The sequence below is a fragment of the Yoonia sp. MH D7 genome (assembly GCF_054439475.1).
In genome coordinates this window covers 276,229-298,296 of record NZ_JBTJCF010000001.1, presented here as the reverse complement: position 1 = coordinate 298,296, position 22,068 = coordinate 276,229, and the positions used below count along the sequence as shown (strand labels likewise).

The 22,068-nt window shown below is 53.5% G+C and carries 22 protein-coding genes and 1 pseudogene; 8 read left to right on the top strand and 15 right to left on the bottom strand.

Annotation, left to right across the window (positions count from 1 at the left end; all coding sequences use genetic code 11):
* Positions 1 to 62: 62 nt before the first annotated feature.
* Positions 63 to 992: a TAXI family TRAP transporter solute-binding subunit gene (locus ACXLHR_RS01400; protein WP_458789762.1), complete on the bottom strand. Its 930-nt coding sequence runs from the start codon at positions 990 to 992 to the stop codon at positions 63 to 65.
* A 162-nt stretch (positions 993 to 1,154) separates the two neighbouring features.
* Here ACXLHR_RS01400 and ACXLHR_RS01395 point away from each other — a divergent pair, with 162 nt between their 5' ends.
* Complete coding sequence (locus ACXLHR_RS01395; protein WP_458789761.1) at positions 1,155 to 1,703, top strand: cupin domain-containing protein; 549 nt, start codon at positions 1,155 to 1,157, stop codon at positions 1,701 to 1,703.
* Between the two features lie 43 nt (positions 1,704 to 1,746).
* On the opposite strand, the gene ACXLHR_RS01390 is transcribed toward ACXLHR_RS01395, so the two are convergent.
* The 7 genes from ACXLHR_RS01390 to ACXLHR_RS01360 are packed head-to-tail and all read right to left on the bottom strand — an operon-like array spanning position 1,747 to position 7,626.
* On the bottom strand, positions 1,747 to 2,613 hold the full coding sequence (locus ACXLHR_RS01390) for a dioxygenase family protein (RefSeq protein ID WP_458789760.1): 867 nt from the start codon (positions 2,611 to 2,613) through the stop codon (positions 1,747 to 1,749).
* 12 nt (positions 2,614 to 2,625) lie between these two features.
* On the bottom strand, positions 2,626 to 3,933 hold the full coding sequence (locus ACXLHR_RS01385; protein WP_458789759.1) for a TRAP transporter large permease: 1,308 nt from the start codon (positions 3,931 to 3,933) through the stop codon (positions 2,626 to 2,628).
* On the bottom strand, positions 3,930 to 4,481 hold the full coding sequence (locus tag ACXLHR_RS01380) for a TRAP transporter small permease subunit (protein WP_458789758.1): 552 nt from the start codon (positions 4,479 to 4,481) through the stop codon (positions 3,930 to 3,932). The genes ACXLHR_RS01385 and ACXLHR_RS01380 overlap by 4 nt, the downstream gene beginning before the upstream one ends.
* A gap of 26 nt (positions 4,482 to 4,507) precedes the next feature.
* Positions 4,508 to 5,581 carry a C4-dicarboxylate TRAP transporter substrate-binding protein gene (locus ACXLHR_RS01375; RefSeq protein WP_458789757.1) on the bottom strand — a complete coding sequence of 358 codons (1,074 nt, stop codon included), beginning with the start codon at positions 5,579 to 5,581 and terminating at the stop codon, positions 4,508 to 4,510.
* A 45-nt stretch (positions 5,582 to 5,626) separates the two neighbouring features.
* A complete protein-coding gene (locus ACXLHR_RS01370; protein WP_458789756.1) occupies positions 5,627 to 6,085 on the bottom strand; it encodes an OsmC family protein in 459 nt (152 codons plus the stop codon).
* 12 nt (positions 6,086 to 6,097) lie between these two features.
* Positions 6,098 to 6,763, bottom strand: a complete 666-nt coding sequence (locus ACXLHR_RS01365) for a malonic semialdehyde reductase (protein ID WP_458789755.1) — start codon at positions 6,761 to 6,763, stop codon at positions 6,098 to 6,100.
* On the bottom strand, positions 6,760 to 7,626 hold the full coding sequence (locus tag ACXLHR_RS01360; RefSeq protein WP_458789754.1) for a fumarylacetoacetate hydrolase family protein: 867 nt from the start codon (positions 7,624 to 7,626) through the stop codon (positions 6,760 to 6,762). Before ACXLHR_RS01360 ends, ACXLHR_RS01365 begins: the two co-directional genes overlap by 4 nt.
* 49 nt (positions 7,627 to 7,675) lie before the next feature.
* Between ACXLHR_RS01360 and ACXLHR_RS01355 the strand changes: the two genes are divergently transcribed.
* The 7 genes and pseudogenes from ACXLHR_RS01355 to ACXLHR_RS01325 all read left to right on the top strand — a co-directional run.
* Positions 7,676 to 8,095 carry a YciI family protein gene (locus tag ACXLHR_RS01355; protein ID WP_458789753.1) on the top strand — a complete coding sequence of 140 codons (420 nt, stop codon included), beginning with the start codon at positions 7,676 to 7,678 and terminating at the stop codon, positions 8,093 to 8,095.
* A gap of 16 nt (positions 8,096 to 8,111) precedes the next feature.
* A complete protein-coding gene (locus tag ACXLHR_RS01350; RefSeq protein ID WP_458789752.1) occupies positions 8,112 to 8,777 on the top strand; it encodes a GntR family transcriptional regulator in 666 nt (221 codons plus the stop codon).
* Between the two features lie 100 nt (positions 8,778 to 8,877).
* Positions 8,878 to 10,146: a malonyl-CoA decarboxylase domain-containing protein gene (locus ACXLHR_RS01345; RefSeq protein WP_458789751.1), complete on the top strand. Its 1,269-nt coding sequence runs from the start codon at positions 8,878 to 8,880 to the stop codon at positions 10,144 to 10,146.
* The gene (locus ACXLHR_RS01340; RefSeq protein WP_458789750.1) at positions 10,143 to 11,645 is read left to right on the top strand and encodes an AMP-binding protein; all 1,503 of its coding nucleotides are present in this window, start codon (positions 10,143 to 10,145) and stop codon (positions 11,643 to 11,645) included. The genes ACXLHR_RS01345 and ACXLHR_RS01340 overlap by 4 nt, the downstream gene beginning before the upstream one ends.
* 231 nt (positions 11,646 to 11,876) lie before the next feature.
* The gene (locus tag ACXLHR_RS01335) at positions 11,877 to 13,079 is read left to right on the top strand and encodes an efflux RND transporter periplasmic adaptor subunit (RefSeq protein WP_458789749.1); all 1,203 of its coding nucleotides are present in this window, start codon (positions 11,877 to 11,879) and stop codon (positions 13,077 to 13,079) included.
* A complete protein-coding gene (locus ACXLHR_RS01330) occupies positions 13,076 to 16,186 on the top strand; it encodes an efflux RND transporter permease subunit (RefSeq protein WP_458789748.1) in 3,111 nt (1,036 codons plus the stop codon). Before ACXLHR_RS01335 ends, ACXLHR_RS01330 begins: the two co-directional genes overlap by 4 nt.
* Before the next feature lie 21 nt (positions 16,187 to 16,207).
* Positions 16,208 to 16,570 (top strand): annotated as a pseudogene (locus ACXLHR_RS01325) (efflux RND transporter permease subunit); the annotation flags it as partial.
* Positions 16,571 to 16,664: 94 nt separating this feature from the next.
* Here the strand turns inward: ACXLHR_RS01325 and ACXLHR_RS01320 are convergent.
* From ACXLHR_RS01320 to ACXLHR_RS01290, 7 genes are all read right to left on the bottom strand, one after another.
* A complete protein-coding gene (locus ACXLHR_RS01320) occupies positions 16,665 to 17,321 on the bottom strand; it encodes a hypothetical protein (protein WP_458789747.1) in 657 nt (218 codons plus the stop codon).
* The gene (locus ACXLHR_RS01315) at positions 17,318 to 18,013 is read right to left on the bottom strand and encodes a HupE/UreJ family protein (RefSeq protein ID WP_458789746.1); all 696 of its coding nucleotides are present in this window, start codon (positions 18,011 to 18,013) and stop codon (positions 17,318 to 17,320) included. The genes ACXLHR_RS01320 and ACXLHR_RS01315 overlap by 4 nt, the downstream gene beginning before the upstream one ends.
* A 1-nt stretch (position 18,014) precedes the next feature.
* On the bottom strand, positions 18,015 to 18,503 hold the full coding sequence (locus ACXLHR_RS01310; RefSeq protein ID WP_458789745.1) for a hypothetical protein: 489 nt from the start codon (positions 18,501 to 18,503) through the stop codon (positions 18,015 to 18,017).
* 12 nt (positions 18,504 to 18,515) lie between these two features.
* Positions 18,516 to 18,977 carry a hypothetical protein gene (locus ACXLHR_RS01305; protein WP_458789744.1) on the bottom strand — a complete coding sequence of 154 codons (462 nt, stop codon included), beginning with the start codon at positions 18,975 to 18,977 and terminating at the stop codon, positions 18,516 to 18,518.
* Positions 18,978 to 19,116: 139 nt separating this feature from the next.
* The gene (locus ACXLHR_RS01300; RefSeq protein ID WP_458789743.1) at positions 19,117 to 20,238 is read right to left on the bottom strand and encodes a DUF6152 family protein; all 1,122 of its coding nucleotides are present in this window, start codon (positions 20,236 to 20,238) and stop codon (positions 19,117 to 19,119) included.
* Between the two features lie 218 nt (positions 20,239 to 20,456).
* Positions 20,457 to 20,897: a MarR family winged helix-turn-helix transcriptional regulator gene (locus ACXLHR_RS01295; protein ID WP_458789742.1), complete on the bottom strand. Its 441-nt coding sequence runs from the start codon at positions 20,895 to 20,897 to the stop codon at positions 20,457 to 20,459.
* 45 nt (positions 20,898 to 20,942) lie between these two features.
* A complete protein-coding gene (locus ACXLHR_RS01290) occupies positions 20,943 to 21,986 on the bottom strand; it encodes a PepSY-associated TM helix domain-containing protein (RefSeq protein WP_458789741.1) in 1,044 nt (347 codons plus the stop codon).
* Positions 21,987 to 22,068 lie beyond the last annotated feature (82 nt).

Sequence of the window (22,068 nt, the reverse complement as noted above, 5' to 3'; positions counted from 1 at the left end):
TATTGTTGCGCATAAACATAAAGGTATCCCGCCGCACGAGATGATGCGGCGGGCCGTGGTAATTAACGTTCGTCGAAGTAGCGTTTTGCACCCGCATGAAGCGGTACGGCGATATCGTATGCGTCTTCGGCAACGATCTGCAAAGCGTTTGCGTTTTCTGCGGCGAATTCATCGAGATGCGCGTAGATCGCTTTGGTCACTTGGTAGACTTTTTCATCGTCTGCATCCGCGTGGGTGATTAGAATATTCTTGGTACCAAGCATGGTCAGCGGTGCATCGGTACCGTAAGCGTCCGCAGGCACTTCGACGATAGAGTAGTACGGATGCTTTGCCACGATCTCCGCCAAGCCTTCCGCGCCAATGTCTACAAAGGCGATATCTGCGGTGGTACTGGTCTGGATCACAGCTCCCGCAGGATAACCCGACAGCGCAACGGCTGCATCAACCGCGCCGTCAGAAAGCTGACTGAACCCGTCTCCATACGACACAAAGCTTGGCGTGATATCGCCAAAACCAACACCGTTGATTGCCATCACGTCGCCCAACAGGTTCAACGTGCCGCCGCCCGCAGGCCCAACCGCCACGCGCTTGCCTTTAAGGTCTGCAATCGATGTAATGTCGGACCCCGCCAGCGTGACGATATGCAAAACCGAATTGTGCAATGTGCCGATGGACGCAATCGCGATTTGGTCGGCGTAAGGGTCTTGGCCCTCATGCGCAAAGAACGACGTATTCGCATTTCCGATGGCAAAATCAAGCTCGCCGTTCCCGATAAGGCGCGGGTTTTCTGTGCCGCCGGCGGTCACAACTGGCACCATAGAATAGCCTTCAGCGTATTTATTCACGAGGTTCGCAGCCGCCTGCCCCATCGGATAAAACGCGCCGCCAAGGCTTGCAGTCCCCATGCGCAATTCTTCTTGCGCAACAAGCGGTGATGCGGCCAAAACCAAGCTTAGCGAGATGCCACGGGTGAAAGTTTTAAAAAAAGTCATAGAATTCTCCCAGAAGATATATTTCGTTACCTATGCTTAATACTTGCCCCCTCAACACGTCAAATAAAATATCGATTTTATGATTTTAAAATTTAATCATCGACATTTAATCGAGACATTCTTACCCTCGCAATGGAATCTAAGTATTAAGGAGGCTTTGATATGTCTAAAGGAATTCGCCGCGTTGTAACGGGGCACGATGCAAATGGAAAAGCGATTGTTGTCTCTGACGATATCGCCACAAATTCGTTAAGCCGGCCCAATCGGCCTGGTGTGACATTGACGAATTTTTGGAAAACCGAAGATAACCCGCGTTTTGACGGACCAAACGAGACGCTGGATGGACCACTTGTGCTCAAACCCCCGAAAAACGGCACGGTGTTTCGCTTTGTCGAGTTTGAGCCGGAAGATCCAGAAGTGATCAAGACCTTGGACGGGCGCGCGGCCTTTGCTGAAATGGGCGCAGCGGACCGTATCAAGGACAATCAGCGTCACCCGTTCATGCACCGCACCGATAGCATTGATTATGCCGTCGTTGTGAAGGGCAAGATCGTGATGATGATGGATGAAGAAGAAGATGACCTCGTGCTAGAAGCCGGCGATGTTCTCGTGCAGCGCGGCAACAATCATGCGTGGTCTAACAAGTTTGACGAGACCTGTATCATCGCCTTTGTGCTGATCGATGCTGAAGGTGACATCGAGCGTTGGTAAAAACTGGGGCCTGTGTTTTGTGAAACACAGGCCCCCGTCTATATTAAGCGTTATCGAGGGTGACGTCGAAGTTCACGTAGAGGAACGGCGCGTCGACTTTGCCTGATATTTCCAAGCCATCGGGGAAATCGCTGGCGGGTTTTTCGTGGTATGTCATGACCAGATCGTCCCGCACGCCGAACACGGTGTCTTGATCGAGGTAAGGATCATCTTCAGGGAAAATCTCGGTCACCAATGTGCGGAAACCGGGTGCTTTCACGATATAATGCAAGTGGGACGGACGCCATGGGTGACGCCCACAAGCATCCAAAATGGCACCAACGGGGCCGTCGGATGGCACTGTGTACTCGACTGGCTTCACAGTTGTGAACGCGTATTTGCCATCTTCCCCAACGGTCATCAGCCCGTGGAATGAATAGGTTTCCTGATCTTCGTCCTGACTGGCATAAAGACCGTTTGGTGCGGTCTGCCAGATGTCGATTTCGGCGTTTGGAATAGGGTCGCCGTTGGTGTCACGAATGACCCCTTCTGCCAGCAGGACCGGCCCGCCAAAATGACGCTTCATGTCGCCACCAACAGCCAAGGGTGGCGCACCTGAAACGTGAAACGGCCCAAGCACTGACGAGGATGTCGAGGCAGGCGACGAGTGCAGCATATCAACCAGAGAAGATAGGCCCAACACATCGGACGCAAGAACAAATTCGTGGCGGTCTTCGGTCTCGACTGCGGCACAGCCTTCGAGGAACGCGAGGCCTACGCGCCATTCGTCATGCGTCAGGTTGGTTTCACGAGCAAAATCGTGCAGGTGCTGCACCAGCGCCCCCATGACTTCGCGGGTCCGCGGGTTCATGTCATCAGCCATATAGCCTTTAAAGACGTCGGTGATATTTTCTTTGGTTACGTTACGCATTGTTGCGGTCTCCTAGTTCAAAAGTGCAAGGCTGAGGATCGGGAATTGGATCAGGATCATAAGTGCGACGAGCATGACAAATGCGAAGGGCAAAGCGCCCATAAACACATCCTTAAGCGAAATTCTGTCGTCGTCGATGGTGGATTTAATCACAAAGCATGAGATCCCTAAAGGTGGCGTGAGCAGTCCGATTTCAGCGCCAACAACGGTGACAATCCCGAACCAGATAAGTGACATGTCCATCGCTTCAACAAGCGGCAAGAACAATGGCACAACGATCAGAATGATCGAAGACGTGTCCAATAGCGTGCCGAGGAAAAGCATCAACAGCACATACAGGATCATCACGGTCCAGAACGAGGCCTCGTTGCCGGCAAGCAAATCTTGCAATTGGTTCGGCAGGCCTGCCAAGCCCAACATACGGCTATAGATGGACGCGGCTGTTATCAGGAATAGGATAGACGCGGTGATGTGACCTGTTTCTAGCAAGGCGTCCCAAAAGGTTTTAAGCGACATCGTTTTACGCAGAACCGCAATCAAAAGCGCCACAAGCCCGCCTGCTGCACCCGCTTCTACCGCCGTGAGCCAGCCTGTGTAGATGCCACCCAAGACGATCGTAATCAGTCCAAGCGTTGGTAATGTTTTGGAGGCGATTTCGCCTTTCGACATCCACTCGCTGTTCTCAACAACGCGGCCACCCACAAAGTTTGGCGTGAATTTCGCCATGAAGGCAATCGCGCCGATATAGGCAATGGCCAACATGATCCCCGGGATCACGCCTGCAAGGAACATGTCGCCGACTGATTGCTCGGAGACGAATGAGTAAATAATCAGCATGGCGGATGGCGGAATAATCATGCCAAGGACCGAGGACCCTGCGACAACACCGACCGCAAAACGTGGGTTATAGTCTTGCGCCATCATCGCAGGCACCGATACTTTGGTGAACACCGACGCCGAGGCGATCGAAGAGCCTGTCACCGCGGCAAAGACGGCGTTTGCACCAACTGTTGCCATGCCGATGCCACCCTTCACTTTGCGGAATCGTAGCGTCATCACTTCGTAGATGTCGCTGCCTAACCCCGCTTTCGAGACGATTAACCCCATGAAGGTAAATAAAGGAATGGTGGCAAAGGAATACTCCATCGCGCTATCGCCCACAGCCACCTTCAAAAGGTTCAGTGAGAGGGTGAAGTTGTCACGCATCAGCCAGATCGAGATCAAGGACACGGTGCCCAGCGCAATTGGGATGTAGAACCCTGCGTAGATCAAAAAGACAATTGCGACGACCGAGATAAGGCCAATTTCAATAGGGGTCATTTAGATTTCTCGTCATGCTCTGGGGCGCGGATCAATTGCGGACGATCCTGCGCGGTAATGACCTTGATCACAAAGATCAGGCTTGAGAGGCTGCACCCCGATGCGATGACCAATTTGATTGGCCACCATGGCGCAGTGAACACGCCGGGGATGCCGAAGTAGTCTTGAGTATTCCACATATGTAAAAACTCAGGGAACATAATATAGGCGATCAGCCCCATGAATATCGCCGAGACCGCGTTGATCATTCGGCGCAGCGTGGCTGTGAGCCTTGGGCGACGTCCATGAAGGAAAAGCAGGAACCCGTCGGAGCGGGTTAACCGGTCAACACGGACGACGTCGGCCAGTTGCAAGAAGACGATAAAGACCACAGAAAGTTGGACAATTTCGTATGTGCCTCTGATTGGCGCGTTAAACACGCCCCTTGCAATCACATCGACATTAAGGATGACGACCAACGCCAACACGGCGACTGTGCCGGCTGCGTTAGCAAAGATAGCTACGGTATTCGCGCCCTTCGAGAGGCCAGCGAGTGCAGATTTTAACATAATCGTGACCTCTCTTGGGACCTAGTTTATTGCTGCGACCAATCACGCACACCAGTGAAACCGGCAGCTTCCAGCTTTGCCAGATACGCGGCAAGCATTTCTGTGCCAGGTTCGCCAGCATCGTCCAGCGACGTCGCCCACTCTTGTGCAATGTTCGGAATTGAATTCGCCCAAGCGGCACGATCCTCTTCGGTCAGATCAACAATCGTACCACCGGCTGCGACGTAGGCTGCTTCGGATTCCGCGGCAACGTCCATAGCAATACTCGCAAGACGATCGCGGTAATCAATGGAAACAGCTTGAAGAACCTCTTTCACTTCATCAGGAAGCTTGCTCCAGTAATCGGAGTTTACAGTGACGGTTTTGCTGTTCACCGCTCCAAGATCAGCACGCACCATGTAGGGCGCAACTTCGGCAATACTGAAGGTTGCAGCCGCTTCAGGCCACAGCAATGCGGCATCAACCAGACCGGTTTGCAGCATGTTGTAGAAATCGGTCAAGCCACCACGCACGCCAGCTGCATCTTGAATACCTTCAAGATAACGCAAGTTCATGCCAGCGCCGGCAACCTTGAAACCAGTGAGGTCAGAAACAACACCGACTTCTTTTGATGAAAAGACCTGGTAGCTGTCCAAAACAACGCCTGTCGCCAGATAGACCTGGTTCTGCGCTGCAAATTCGTTCTGCATCGTTGGGAATTCGCGGGCGATTTCATCGATGGCCTTTGCAACAGCTGTTGCATCTGACGACACAAATGGTGTTACCGCAGCAAGCGCTTGGCTAGGCAGTTTTGAAGAATGGAAAATCGTCGTGACGATACCGATATCGCCGAGACCAAGTTGCACACCTTCCAGAACACCGCCCGGCTTGACGATAGAGCTGCCGTAGTTTTCCTGCCAGTCCATAACGTAGTTGCCTGTTTCGGCAAGGCGACGGTCGACCTCAGGAATAAAGAAGCCCGAAAATTCGCGGATCCAGAGTGACCGATCAGGGTAGCCATCGATAACCACTGCCTTAATTGTTTCTTGAGCCATAACCGGCATCGCGGTCATTGTCGCAAGAGCGACCCCCACAAGGGTGCGTCGTGTAAATTTCATCATCGTATTCTCCTCCCAGAAAAATTGGGCTGCTGCCCGGGTTGTTCGTTAAGTTTTCTTAGTCCAGTTCACCGTAAGATCTGTGCCCGCTGCTTCAAACAACTTGGCAATCGCACAGTATTTCGCGGTCTCTTGCCCCACTAATGTCAGCTCGTCCTGACTAGCGGATGTCACGCAATTCACCGTCAAAGTTATGGCGGGAAACGGCACGTCAATTTCTTCTTCCATCAACACGCCACGACGATCAAACTGGCACTCAGCGTCAATCGTGATCTCGCCCAAATCAATCCCAAGGCGCGCGGCATTTTTATGACCAATCACATTGGTGCAGGCGATCAGCGCAGTCATTGCAGCTTCGGTCGGCGTGGGGCCAAGGTTGGTCCCGCCACGTTCCAATGGCTCGTCAATAACCACGTTCAACCCACGCACCGGAATTTCGGTGCGCGCATGGGTCGGGCACGTCGCAGTGGCACGGTAGGTCACGACAGATTTCATTTTGATCGCCATCGGGTGCCTCCTTTAGACAAAGCTACAAACTTGATCGAATGCAAAGCGCGGCAGCTTTTGGAACAGCGCGGTTTCATCGGCGTAACCAATGTTGCACAGGAAATTTGACTTCACAGTGGTGCCCGCAAAAAACTCTTCATCGACAATCGCGTTTGAGAACCCCGACATGGCCCCCACATCAAGACCAAGCGCACGTGCGGCGATTATGAAATAAGCACCTTGCAGCGTGCCATTGCGGTAGGCTGTGTCTTCGCTAAATTCCGGATTATTTTCGAACAGGTGGCGGCGGTCCTCGTGGGGGAACAGGAACGGCAGTTCCTTCCAGTAGTCCAAGTCATGCGCAATAATCGCGGTCAAAGGCGCGCCCATCATTTTACTAACATTCTGCGGCTTAAGTGACTTGGCAAGACGCGCTTTGCCTTCGGGCGACTTTACGAACACGAACCGTGCAGGCAGCGTGTTCATGCTGGTCGGGCCGTTGATCATGATGTCGTAAAGTTCGTGCAGCAGATCGTCGGGGATCGGCTTGTCGGTCCATGCGTAATGCGAACGGGCATCGCGCAAGATCAGGTCAATTGCGTCAGCTGACAGGCGGTCAATCCGACCACGCAATGCGCGGTGATTTTCCTGCGCCTCACCCCTAAGGGCTGCGAGTTTTGCTCCGGTTGGTGCGCTCATCTAGTGGATCCTTCATCAACGATTGGGCTCGAACAAATTCCGATGCCTTCGATTTCAATATCAATAACTTCACCGGGAACCAGCCAACGTGGGGTTGGCTTTTTCGCGTGACCAACACCCGCTGGTGTGCCCATTGCGACCAGGTCGCCCGCCTCTAACGTCGTGTACTCCGAGATCGTGGCAATGATTTGCGCAACCGACCAAAGCATGTCTGCCGTATTGGAAGATTGTAAAATTTCACTGCCGACGCGGCTTTCTATTTTCAGACCTGCGGCGCCAACAGGCACCTCGTCGGGTGTCACAACGAACGGACCAATTGCGCCTGTGTCGTCAAAGTTTTTACCCGGCGTCCACTGATGCGTTTTGCGCTGATAATCACGCACCGAGCCGTCGTTGAATACGGTATAGCCAAACACGTGATCCAAGGCGTCAGCCTCTGAAATATGGCGCCCACCTTTGCCGATGACGACCATCAACTCGGCCTCATAGTCGAGTTCATTAGAACAGGCCGGACGAACGAGAGGCGCACCAGCGGCCATAATCGAGGTCTTGCTACGCATGAAAAGCGCGGGGTAATCAGGGACGTCGTAGCCGCCTTCTTTGATGTGATCGGTGTAATTCAGACCGAGGCAAATGATGGTGCCTGGATTTGCAACAGGAAGTGCTGGCGTGATGTCGGAAACCGCAACTTGCGGCGCCACTGCAATCTTGTCCGCCACTGATTCGATCAGGCTAGGCTGCTGGATCAATGCCATCAAATCCGTGCCAAACGCCGCATTGATCGCCGTTAGATTAACGGCCTTGTCACCAATAACAGCAAAAACGCCAAGGACTGAGTCGATTTCACCTGCCAAATATTTCATCAACGTTTTCCTTGTCCAATTAGAGGAATTCTGCCTACTATATTTCAAGATGTCAATTAATATCGATTTTTTGGAGATGGAAATGGTCAAGTGGACAGAATATAAGGCACAGGCGAAAGAACGCGGCGCACTGGCATTGGAACTTTATGTGGCACAAAGCACGCCAGCACAGGGTCCAGACGCGGTAAAAGCAGCCCTACCCGATCACCTTGCCTATCAAGCGCAGCTGGAAGCAGGTGGCCAACTTGCGTTTGCGGGGCCTATGTCGGATGAAAGTGGCGAGAACATGCAGGGCATGGGCTTGATTATTTACCGCGCACAGGACCTTGAAGCGGCCCGTCAGCTTGCTGAAAACGACCCGATGCATAAATCTGGCGCGCGTGCTTTCACGTTGCGACGTTGGATGATAAACGAAGGGTCATTAAGTCTGTCAGTAGGTCTTTCTGGTAAGACTGTAAATTTAATTTAAAGCAGGGACCTGCGCCATGAATATGATTGATGACACGGGGAGCAAAGAGCGATCCGCGACGCACGGGGCGTATTTCACATTGCGCGATATGATTCTGACGGGGGCCCTGCCCGCCGGTCAGAAGCTGAAAATCGAACAATTGCGAGAGCTTTTGCAGACAGGAGCGTCGCCTGTGCGTGAGGCGTTAAGTTTGCTGACGTCGGATATGCTTGTCGAGCGCATCGATCAGCGCGGGTTTCGCGCAGCCCCTGCCAGCAAGGCGAATTTTGAAGAAATTTTGGCGCTGCGCTGCACGTTAGAGGACCTCGCCTTGCGTCAGTCGATTGCGGCGGCAACGCCTGACTGGGAAGAAAAGATCGTGCTGACACATCACCGGATGAAACGGTCGGTTGGTGAGGTGACTGCGGTTTTTGAGGAGGCACACAAGACGTTTCACATGGCGTTGCTGTCCAATAGCGGCTCGCCCGTGTTGGAACGGTATTGTGCCCAGCTTTACGACCTGAACATCCGGTATCGGTACCTTGCGGCGAGTGGCAGCAAATATCAAAGCCGCGACATTGCCGCAGAGCATGACGAAATTCTTGATGCGGCGGTGAAATGTGACGCCGAGCGCGCTTCTGCCTGTTTACTAAGCCATTATAGATTAACGGGCGAATACTTGGCCCGCGAGATGGATATATAGATTTATTTTGGCGATTTAATTGGACGAGATGAATTAATATCGATATTAATTGGGCAATGACTCTCATTTGTTGGAGACGAAAATGCAACTAAATCGATTCATGGGAGACTGGCTTTCCCCGCTTTTTGACCGACGCGCCTTCAAACACGGTAAGGACGACAAACGTAATATTTATGAGCTGTGCGAAGCATTGCTGTCTGCGGAAGGCGAGGTTTCAGGACTGCGTTTGGCGTCGTCGGTCCTGTCTCGCTATGCGCGCCTTGATGATGCCGAAAAGTTGGCGTTTTTTCTCTATTTGAATGCTGATCTCGAGGTTGATGCTGAGAATATTGCGCGCCTTGCATCGGAATACGCCAAAGACAAAACACCCGCTCTTTTTGCAGCCTTGAGCTTTGCCGTAGAGCCGAAGCGACAAGAATTGCTACGCCGCTTGAACCAACCCTTTGGCGCGACGCAGGTGATCGTTGCGATGCGCGTTGATTTACTGGCGTTTATGAAAGAGACGCCAGAGCTTGCGCGCACAAACCTCGACTTTACCCACTTGCTGCGCAGTTGGTTTAATCGCGGGTTTTTGGTGCTTAAACAGATCAACTGGGATACGCCTGCGCGGATTCTTGACAAGATCGTGGCTTATGAAGCGGTGCATCAGATTGACGATTGGGACGATCTGCGGCGCAGATTATATCCGCCTGATCGTCGCTGCTATGCGTTTTTTCACCCCAGCATGCCTGACGAGCCGCTGATTTTTGTCGAGGTCGCACTGGCGGCTGAAGTCCCCAAATCGATCGACGCCCTCCTGTCGGACAAGCGCCCTATTCTGGAAATAGAGCAAACGAAAGTGGCGACTTTCTATTCGATTTCCAACTGCCAAAAAGGCCTGACCGGTATCAGCTTTGGCAATCTGCTGATCAAACAAGTCGTTGCCGAACTATCTGCATCCTGCCCGAACATAGACACCTTTGTCACGCTCTCACCGATCCCTGGCATGAACAAATGGCTGGAAACCTTGACCGATGATCCCATAGCAACAGCAGTCATCGCAGGCACAGCAGAGCCCGATCTCGTGCGCAAAATGGCAGCGAAATATTTGCTGACCGCAAAACGAAGCGACGGCATGCCCCGCGATCCTGTCACGCGTTTTCACCTTGGGAACGGCGCGGAAGTGCATGACGTCCACGCGAACGCAGACATGTCCGCGAACGGCAAAGCACAATCCAGTGGTGCAATGGTCAATTACCTCTACAATGTCAGCAACACAGAGCGAAACCACGAAAACTTTGCGCTCTCAAGCACAGTGACCGCGTCGCGCAGCGTGCAGGCTCTGTCTACGGCAAAAACAGACGTAAAAACAAAGGAACCAACGTCGTGACCAACGCCCTCTACGATGCCTTGATCGCGCCGCACGCCCACAATGAAGGCGCGTTTTTGACCTGCGACGACGGCACCGTGATTACATTTGCAGGCTTTGTGCGCCGCGTTGCCCAAATCGCGCACGTGCTAAGCGATGCAGGTATTTCGGCGGGTGACCGTATCGTTGTGCAGGGTCCGAAAACCTCTGATGCGATTGCGCTGTACGGCGCGGCGCTGCAGATTGGCGCGGTGTATCTTCCGCTGAACACGGCCTACACGCAGACCGAGTTAGCTTACTTTATCGAAGACGCCGCACCCTTAGCTATTATTTGTGCCCCCAAAGACACCACAGCCATGACCCGTCTTGGCGCAGGTTTGGGCGCGCAAATTCTGACGCTTGATATGACGGGCACCGGCACGCTCTCGATCACCGCAAACACTGCGCCTGACCAGTTTCAAACCGTGCCGCGCGGCCCCGAAGACCTCGCGGCGTTGCTCTATACATCTGGCACCACAGGTCGCTCAAAAGGCGCCATGCTCTCGCATAAAAACCTGCTTTCAAATGCCCAAGCTCTTACCGGGCTTTGGGAAATAACGTCTCGGGACCGGCTGATCCACGCGCTCCCGATCTTTCATACGCATGGGCTATTTGTCGCGATAAACACGAGCCTACTTGCGGGCGCACAAATCCGTTTCATGGAAGCCTTTGATCTGGACACAGTCATCGCAGAGCTGCCAAAATCAACAATACTGATGGGCGTGCCGACATTCTACACCCGTTTGCTAAATGATCCGCGCACAACCCGTGATGTCTGTGCTGAAATGCGCCTGTTCGTCTCTGGCTCTGCCCCGCTTTTGGCCGAAACCCACACCGCTTTCTTTGAACGCACCGGCCATCGTATTTTAGAGCGCTACGGCATGACCGAAACCAATATGATCGCCTCCAACCCTTTTCATGGCGACCGGATTGCCGGCACTGTCGGCTACCCGCTGGCTGGCACCGAAGTCGAAATCACCAACGCAGAAACGGGTTCACCGCTTGCGACGGGCGAAATCGGTATGATCGAAGTGCGTGGCAACAACGTGTTTCAAGGATACTGGAACATGCCCGAAAAGACCCGCGAAGAGCTGCGCGATACAGGCTTCTTCATGACTGGCGACCTTGGGGTCAAATCCGATGATGGACGGATCAGTATCGTCGGACGCCAAAAAGATCTGATTATCTCGGGCGGTTACAACATTTACCCAAAAGAGATCGAAGACGTGATCAACGACATCGAAGGTGTACTTGAAAGCGCCGTCTTCGGCATTCCGAACACTGACTTCGGCGAAAGCGTCATGGCGGCGGTCGTACTGGCGCAAGGTGCCACCCTGTCAGGCGACGCGATTGCCGCACATGTTGAACCTCTACTGGCGCGCTTCAAACATCCCCGCAAATACATCATCTGCGATGCTTTACCGCGTAATACGATGGGAAAAGTTCAGAAAAATAATCTCAGGGCGGCCCACGGCAGCTAACTAAAGCCCGAAATCCAACTGTTGCAGAATACAGTGGAAAAAAGGTCATATAAGCGGCTGCGCCCAACGTTATGACCGCGATGCAGCAAAACTTAAATCTCCGTCAAATCAGCATCACAAAACCCTCAAATGACCCAATAATCCGGAATTGAAAATTTAAGTTCTTTTTCCAACGGAAACGCATTCGCCGCGCGTATAAGATATGATTCAAGTTTCAAAGGGGCACTCGCATTGCGTAAACTACTTACTTTATTGGCTGCCAGTGTGGTTCTATTTGGAATTTACGCAGCCGTTTTCGGGATGCCTGATCGCATTGCAACACTGGTAAATATACCTACAAATGACGCAGAAAGCTCCGCAGTGGCGGGCGACAGCGCGCCAGCACGGGGGCAAGGTGGTCGATCCGGCGGTGGGAATAGGTCTACAACCGTGGTCACTGTGCCACTCGAACTTCAGCCCTACGAAACCGTGTTGAACGCAATAGGGACCGCGAGCGCATTGCGCAGCGCCGATGTTGTGTCGGACGCGGCTGGCGAGGTTATCGAGGTCAATTTGACCCCAAACGCCTATGTCGAGGCGGACGCGGTTTTGGTGCGTTTGGATTCAAGGACGGCCACGCTAAATCTTGAGATCGCACAAACTCAACTTGATCAGGCGATTGAGACATTGGCCCGCTATGAACGCTTACGATCGAGTGGCAGTTCGACGATCACTGACGTCACGTTCTCGGAAGCCAGCATCGCGCAGCGTTTGGCAACCGCCAACGTCGGCTTGGCGCAGGTGGCATTGGACAATCGCACAGTGCGTGCGCCCATCGCTGGAAAATTGGGTTTGAGTGATGTCAATGTAGGCGATTTGCTAGGTACAAACGACGTAATCGTGACGATTGATGACGACGAGGCATTGCTGATAGAGTTCGAACTGCCTGAACGCGCAATCAGTATTCTGGGCACTATCAACACCGTTCTGGTCAGCACGCCTAGCTTCAACGGGCGCAATTTTGAAGGCGAAGTTGTGTCGTTTGACAGCCGCCTCGATAGCGTGACCCGCAGCGTGACGGTCAATGCCCGCATTGACAACACCAACGGCGAGCTGTGGTCCGGTATGACCTTTTCGGTGCGCATTGTCAGTGAAAGTGAACCGCTGCCAGCGGTTCCTTCAACCGCGATCACATGGTCGCGAACGGGGTCAAGCCTGTGGATCGACGCCGAGGGTGTTGCCAAGCAAGTGCCTGTGACGATCCTGTTCCGGCGTGACAACACCGTCTGGATCACTGGCGACCTGCCGACAGGTACGCCTGTTATCACCGAAGGGGCGCAAAAACTGCGCGACGGATCGCAGATCACTACGCCAGATGCGACGCCACGCCGACCTGCCGAGCGCAGTCCTGATACGGCAAGATCGAAACCAGCGCGCACCGAGGCACCAACATGAACGCGCCTTCGGTCCAAAAGATAAAATCAGGCTTCGCAGACCTCTTCGTCGCCCGCCCGCTTCTTGGAATAGTCCTTAACCTCTTAATTTTAATCGCCGGATTGGCCGCCTTATCGTCTGTCGACGTGCGCGAAATGCCTGACGTTGACCGGCCCGTGCTGTCAGTGCGCACCAACTACGAAGGCGCTGTACCCGCAACAGTCGATCAGGAAGTGACTCAGGTTTTGGAGGACGCTCTGAGCGCGCTTGAGGGGTTGTCCTACATGGAATCCACCTCATCAACCGGCTCCAGCCGCATCACGATCGACCTATCCGAAGGCACTGACGTTGATGTTGCCGCCAACGAGGCCCGCGAAATCGTATCCGCCACCCTGCGCCAACTGCCAAGCGACCTTGACGACGATCCGACCGTTTCCAAAAGCGATAGCAACGCTGATGCGATCATCCGGCTGGCACTGCTTGGTGATGCAACATTTGATGAATTAACCGCAATTGCAGAAGGTCAAATCTATGACCGTCTGTCGACCATTGACGGCATCGCCGAGGTGTCGGTGCGTGGCAACCAAGCAAATGAATTTCGTGTCACGCTGGATATGCGCTCGATTTTAAGCCGTGGATTGACGATCTTTGATGTATCTGAAGCATTGACATCATTGCGCGATGATACCCCGCTTGGCACGCTGGAAACGACCAGCCAAACCCTTGCACTGCGGGTCGGAAATGCCGCCGTGAGCGTTGAGACCATTGGTCAGGTGTCGATCAATGCAACCACGCGGATTTCCGATGTGGCCTTTGTTCAGGTCGTGCCAGAAGACAGCAGTGTATCCGCACGGGTCAATGGCTTGGCCGCCGTGGGACTTGATATCACACGCCAATCGGTCGGTAATACACTCACGATTTCCAAAGCAGTGCGCGCCGCAGTTGAAGACCTGCGCACCACCTTACCAGAAGGGGTCGAGCTGCTGGTTGCATCAGACGACGGCGTGTTTATCGAAGGGTCAATTGACGAGGTCGTCAAATCCATCGGCCTTGCCACGGTCATTGTTGTTGCTGTGATCTTTGCCTTTCTCCGCTCGCCGCGCGCCACAATTATTCCTGCAGTCACGATCCCTATTTCACTCGTCGGCACCGTCGCTGCAATCTGGATTACGGGATTTTCGATTAACTCGATTAGCCTTCTGGCCTTGGTTCTGGCGACGGGTATGGTGGTTGACGACGCAATTGTTGTCATCGAAAACATCGTGCGAAAACGCAAGCAAGGCATGGGTGCATTCGCCGCTGCCGCCGCCGGCACAAACGAGGTGTTCTTTGCGGTTATCTCGACCACGGCCACCCTCGCTGCCGTATTCATCCCGATCTCGTTTTTGCCCGGTCAAGCAGGCGGCGTGTTTAGTGAATTCGGGTTTGTGCTGGCGTTTTCTGTCACATTGTCATCCATCACCGCACTGACACTTGCGCCCGTGATGGCCGCATTCCTTGATCCGGGAAAACCCCGATCAGTGCAGATGAAGGCTGTACAACCAAGCCGGCTTTCTCGTGGCTTTGATGCAATCATGGACCGCGCAATCCGCGCACCGATCATCGTGCTGACCATCGCTATAGGCTTTGCGATAATCGCAGCAGGAGCCTCCCAAACGCTGTCTTCCAGCATCACCCCTGAAGAAGATCGCGGGTTCTTTCTGGTACAAGCACGCGGCGCCTCTGACACAACAGTCGACTATCTGGAAACGCAGGTTACACTGATCGAAAATATCCTGACCCCTTACCGTGAAAGCGGGCAGATCGAGGTGGTGCAAAGCATCATCGGTGTTGGTGGCGGAACCAGTGCGTTTATCATCGTGCGCCTGCCCGATTGGTCCGAACGTGACTGGGCGCAGTCCGAACTTATTGCGGACATTAGCGGCAAGCTGGGCTCGGTGCCGGGCGTGCAAGTCAGCGCAAGGTCCACCAACAGCCTGAATATTCGCGGTGCAGGTCAGGGTTTGGGTTTTGCAGTCACAGGCACAAATGTTGCCGCCATGACAGAGGCCGCCGACGCACTGGTGGCTGCGATGGGGAATGATGATGCCTTTGTAAACCCGCAACTTTCTGGCGAAAGCGTCCAAGCGCAATACGAAGTGCGCGTTGATCCAGAAATGGCGCGGGTATTCGGCCTGACCGAAGCCGAAATCACCAAGACCATCAGCACCATGATCCAAGGCACCATCGCCGTCACTGTGTTTGAAAATGATATGGAAACCAACGTCAATGTCGTGCCCGGTGGCCCGCCAATTGATGACCCGACTGACATCGAATCCATCTTCCTGCGTTTGCCTGACGGTGCCTATGTGCCATTGTCCTCCGCTGCCACATTGGAACCCGTTGTAAGCCAGTCTTCAATTTCACGCCAAGGCGGATCACTGGCTGTTTCCGCGCAAGCGAACCTTGCCGAAGGCATCGACCTTGGGGTCGCAATGGACCGCTTGTCGGAAATCGCGGCAGAAACTTTGCCCGACGGCATGGGCATCATCTTCACCGGCGAAGCGGCATCCCTCAGCGACGGACAGTCGGCCCTTTTTGCGGTGTTTGGTACAGCATTCCTGATCGTGTTCCTCGTCCTTGCGGCCCAGTTTGAAAGCGTGGCAAGTGCTGTCGTCATTATGTTGACCGTACCGTTTGGCCTCGCGGCCGCATTGTTCGCGATAAATCTAACTGGTGGTTCGTTGAATTATTACAGCCAGATCGGCTTGGTTATGCTGATCGGCGTCATGGCGAAAAACGGTATTCTGATCGTTGAATTTGCCAACCAATTGCGCGAGGCAGGCCAAGACATCGACAGCGCCATTCGGGACGCTTTGCGGCTACGGATCCGCCCCGTGATGATGACGATGGTTTCAACAGTGTTTGGCGGATTGCCATTGGTTATGACCTCTGGCGCAGGCGCCGAAGCACGTATCGCGGTTGGCTGGGTTATTGTTGGCGGCCTCGGGTTTGCAACGGTATTCACCTTGTTCCTCACACCCGTGTTCTATCGCCTGATTGCAACTTGGGGTGCTGATCCGGGTATGGCGGCGAAACGGCTGCAACATGAGCAAACCAGAGACATCACCACATCGACGCCTACCTAAGAGCGACCTGCGTCAGGTCAATTGATACAAAAAAACGGTATTCTGATCGTTGAATTTGCCAACCAATTGCGCGAGGCAGGCCAAGACATCGACAGCGCCATTCGGGACGCTTTGCGGCTACGGATCCGCCCCGTGATGATGACGATGGTTTCAACAGTGTTTGGCGGATTGCCATTGGTTATGACCTCTGGCGCAGGCGCCGAAGCACGTATCGCGGTTGGCTGGGTTATTGTTGGCGGCCTCGGGTTTGCAACGGTATTCACCTTGTTCCTCACACCCGTGTTCTATCGCCTGATTGCAACTTGGGGTGCTGATCCGGGTATGGCGGCGAAACGGCTGCAACATGAGCAAACCAGAGACATCACCACATCGACGCCTACCTAAGAGCGACCTGCGTCAGGTCAATTGATACAAAAAAAGCGGGCCATCCTTGCGGGTGGCACCGGCTTTTCAATTCCGCAACCTAGACGGTCACCTATTAGAATTCGACGCTTGTGATCACCTCACCATTAACAGCGCGGTACATTTCTTTGTGCTCGCTGTAGTAGCCGCTGACAGTCAACTCGATTTTGATGGGACCTTCTTCAAGGTTCATAAAATACCAACCATGATAGCCCGGAAATGCCGCTGTGAACGCACCGCTTTGCGCCGATCCTTCACTGATACTATAGCCCATCTCGAACCCGTCGGGATAGTTCGGCGCGTCCGCACTTGATGGATGCCCGTGGAATTCATAGAAAACACCACCACCACCACCGTCCAGAACTTTCCATGAATATAGCAGCGTACTATCTGCCTCCATGACAAATTTATGCTCTATCTCGCCAATATCTTCGATTTCAAGAATGATGGTTTCCTGTTTGAACGGGATCTCCTCCAGTTTGAGCATCCCGCGGATCGACTGGTTGATTTCCTCGGCCTCAAGGTCATATTCCTCGACGTTAAATGTCAGGGTCTGGCCGTAATCTGTGCCCGCAGACGCAGGTGCCACCATGCCCGAAAGCCCCGTCAATCCTGCAAGTTTACCAAGCCCCGTAGGATCTACCCCGTATTCTGCGGGCAAAACCACCGTGACCAATAGAACCCCTGCCCCAGCCGTTGCCAGCGCGAGTTTCTTACGAAGTGAATATGTCATGTGTTACCTCCAGTTGACATGAAACCAACAGCCTGCATCCCGAACAGGATCAGGCCTGCCGCGAATAACAAAACGTTGATGTTGATTGCGTGTTGTGAAAAGCGTGGCAGCCCCCGCAGCCACGAAAAGATGAATAGCAAAATTGCCAAAGCGACAAGTTGCCCAAGTTCAACGCCGACGTTGAAGAAAACCATATTTGCCACCAAACCATCGGACGACAGCGACAGGTCTTGCAACTTGGACGACAGGCCCAATCCATGGACCAAACCAAAGCCGAAAACTGCGGTCTTCGGGTCTAGAAACTTGATCGTCCCCAAGTTTTCGAGCGCCTTGTAGCACACCGAAAGCCCGATAATAGCGTCGACGAGATAGGCGTTAACCTGCAACCCCGATAAGACGCCAAACAACAACGTCAACGAATGTCCAACCGCAAAAAGGCTGACAAACCGGATCACGTCGCGCGGCTCGCGTAAAAAGAAAATGACCCCGGCAAGATACAAAAGGTGATCGTATCCCGTGATCATATGCTTGGCCCCAAGATACATATACGGAAAGGCATGCACGCCTTTTGCACGCATCAGATAGTCTTGATCGCCCCCCGCCACACCATGTGCGGCCGCGACATCAGCAAATCCGAGAATAGCCAAAATCGCGACTGCACATTGTAAAGTAAGGGAATATCTCCAGCGCATCCTACAGATCTTCGACGTAGGGAATGAACCGCCCCAAGACGATTACGCTTGTCCAAAGCGTCAGTGACAACGCCGTGGAAATCCGTGCATCCAGCGACAATTCAGTGAAGTTATTGGCGCCTGCTTGAATAAGCGGACGCACACGAAATGTGAAGTATAGCGCGTTTAAGCCCGCGAGCACGATCAGCACAATCTTAATCCGGAACGCGATGTTGATGAAATACCGGCCGGGATCCCCGACCACAAACAGCGAGCCCGTGATCGCATTCAGCGTAAACCCGATGAGCGTAGCGATAATGAACTTATCAACGAGGCGCAGCGAGATACTTGGTGCGAACCCGATAACGCTTAGGTCCACGATGAGCAGTGACCCGAGCAACAGGCATAGTCCCAAGAAATGGACCATCTCCAATGTTGGCCAGACCCAAGCGTGGGATTGAATGAAAGTATGAAGCGCGGTGGCTTCTAGAAATGCGATTGCCATGTCCATAGTAAAGCCCCCTTAAAAGATGTAGCCGATGAGGCGGCCAAAAATGATTGTCACAACCCATGCGCTTAAAGAGCTGATCGCAAGTAAACGGTGGGCATTAGTTACTTCGCCAGCCGTGTCGGTCATGCAAACCTTGACCATCTGATAGGTCAGTATCAGCGACACCGTCAGCATTCCGATCTTGGACAGGAACGCCCAGTTTGCGGCTAGGCTGGTAGCACTCCCCATAAACAATGCGGTGCCAGATATCAGGTTCACCAGAAAGCCGGCTATAGCTAACCGCCAATAGGGCTTGATGGCCGTGATGGGTATCGCATCGGCAAAGCCCACAATACGCAATGCAAACATGACCGAGATACCAACCAGCACCCCCATGCCCAAAGCGTGAAGCGAGAGTGCGATGGGATAACCCCAAATCGAGCTTGAGATAAGCATGCCGAGGCCGGATTCCTCAAGCGGTAACAAAAATTCCATTGGTGGTCTCTTTTTAATGGCGGTGGGTGATAGCCTGACTACTCAGGCAAGGCGCAGCCATGCGCGTCACACCAGCCCAAAGGGGTTCAAAATCCTTTGGTCCGGTGAACGTCACTTCACGGTTAGGCTGATTAAAAGGTCAGTTACCCGACTGGTACTCAGCTTCCTCAGTCAAGTCGTCACAACCAAACGGCAAATACTCGCCATCCAGTCGTACCGACTTATCAAGGTGGGAATACGGCTGGGCCAGATAAACGGGATCTGTGATTGTGTATTCACGGACCAGTTCACCTGCGTCATCAATGTAAAAGATTTCCACGATTTCCATTTCTTCGCTGTGCGGGATCGAGCTGGTCGAACGCCCGCCAATCACTTCCAGAAACCCGACTGCGAAACCTTTGGTCGTCACCTCTAGGCGGTCGCCGTTCCAGACACCCACCGAATAGCCTTCAAGGCTCGGCTCGATAGCTTCAGGGAACGTGCCATCGATATGGATCGTGCGCGCCACGTCCATAAACCCGTAGGCGATGGTTACCGTGTCGGCAGTTTGTTCAATCCTGTTAACCATCTGATCGAAACGGTAATCCAGAATGATGTTGGTCGCTTGGCAGTTGAACCGTGGATTGTCTTCCCCTGTCCAATTGCCCCCGACTTCAACTGCTTTTTCGGTCAGCTGATACTCTGGGCCTGGACCCGCATAGGCCGCAGGCGGACCATCCGCGGCAGGTTCGCCCCAATCGCCTGACAAATCCGGTTGGGCCATCGCGCCCTCATCTGTCGTTGCGGACGCTTCTTGGATATTTGCCGCAGCCGCAATCGCAGACTCCGAGTTCACCAAAGTGCCGTCATCAGCAACTTCGCCATAGCGGAACAATTTGCCACCATCGCTAAACGTGACGGTCTCGGTGTAACAGGTCGTTGGCTCGTCACGTGCAGGCGATCCGAAAATCGTGATCTCGCTGCCTTCTGCAAACATTTCGGTCTTCCAGCCCTTGCGTTTAAGCAAGCTGCCGGACCGCAACTCACAGCGCCAGTTTTCAATTTCGCCAGCCTGATTGGTGACGTCGAAATAGACATAGGAATGTGGGTTCACAAAACGAACACTTGTCACTACGCCGGAAACCTCAAGGGTTTGTGACAGGTCAAATTGGCCGTTCACCCCGTGGTGTGCCGCAGCGGGCTGTGGCGCAATAACAGTAAAGGTTGTGGTCGCGCAAAACATAGCGACAGCACTACTTTTCAACAGTGATTTAAATGACATCAGGTATCCTCCCAGAAAGTGTCTCGCAGACGGGCCATGTCCTCCAACGCAACCCACAACGACTATCACTTATCTTTCGACGAAGACGTTTTGAAGTCAATCTATATTAACGTGTTAACTGACATTATATCGATTTATTTAGCTTATAACTGAATTAAAACGATTATTTATAAAGTCACCCCGAGAGCAAACGCGGATAATTTGTCATTGGACCGGAACTAGCTATCTCTAGGGCTCACACCTCCCATTTCATTGCGCAATTTATGCGTCACCCGCGTGAGAATCTCTGTCTCCGCCTCGCCAATTTTCGCAACAATCATAGCGTCGATTTCGCTCCAAATGTCATTGATGCGACTGATGTGCTCGCGGCCCAAATCAGTGAGCCGCACTAGATTACTTTTGGGTTGATCGGGGTTCGTTTCACGCGCAATCAACCCCGCCGTCAACAATCGCCCCGTCATCGTGCTAATGCTCGCAGGTGTGACTGAGAACGCACGCGCCAAACGCACCTGTGACACCGGCTCCAACATCGCAATCGCATCCAGAATGCGGGCCTGCCGCGGCCCAATACCAAGCGGGGCCAACTGCTGTCGCAGATGTTGTTCGACCAAATCCGCAGCGTGCAGCAGGTAGTGAAAGTTTCGCGATTTACGGACCATTCACCGACTGTGCCTTATCTGGCAGCCCGCTTCAAGACGGACATATCAGCCAAGTGGCTTACGCATAAACGCCGCCAAGCCAAGCACTGCCAGCCACGCTAGACCCAACCCCACCACCGTCTGCATAACTTGGTAAATCAGCCCGCCCAATTGCGATGTATGTAGCGCACCCATCAGATTGTAAAAACGCTCACCCGCAAGGTAATCCTGCGCCGCAATGCGCAAATCCATATAACCGTCAGACGCGGTTATTTGCACACTGCTGTTGCCTTCCACATTCCACTCGGACGCTGTGCGCAGATGGATCACCCGCTCATTGCCGCCATTAGGCCAGGTTAGCCCCGTAATTTGCGCATCAGGAAACACGGACACCGCGCGCTCAATGGCCCGCGGCCACGTGGCCTGCGCCGGCCCTTCCAAATCGTCCACACCATCGCCAAAGGTCTCGCCATAGGTGTCGGCACCTTGACCCCAAATCAGCAATTCGCGCGATATCGTCGGGAACGTCAAAAACACGCCCGATAAAACTAACACAGCCAGCGGAAGCGCTAAAACAACCCCGCTATTGCGATGCGCCAGCTGTAAATGCACACGCGCCCCGCTGCGCAGGTGCATCCCCTGCCGCCAGGCACGTCGCGTGGGCCAATACGCAATCAGTCCCAAACCAATAGCAATCAGCGCCGCGATACCCACACCGCCCGCCACATACAATCCACGGGTGCCCGATAAGAACCGGTGATGCAGATCAAGGACCCACTCTTCAGGGCGCCCATTTGCCGACCAAACATCCAGCACGGCGCCATCGACACCCAGATAGGCCGCCTGCCCGTCACGCAATATCACCCGCGTCAAATGCGTGGCCTCGTTAAACTGCGCGACGGCGATACCTTCCGCGCCAAACGCCACCTCTGCCGCCTCCGCCATTCCGATCACAGCCGCCACATCAAATTGATGCTCCGGCTGCGCAAAAACCAACCCCAAATAGCTATCTTTCCAGATCAACGCCACGCCGGTGACAGAAACCGTCAAGAGAAATAGCGCCAAAACCGCACCAATCCAACGATGCGAATGACGTGCAAAACGTGTCACGGAATTTGATGCCATGTAATTTTCCAGCAAAAATATGTCATAGGTGTCAGGGCTATGGGTCCGAATGAACCGGAAGAAAACT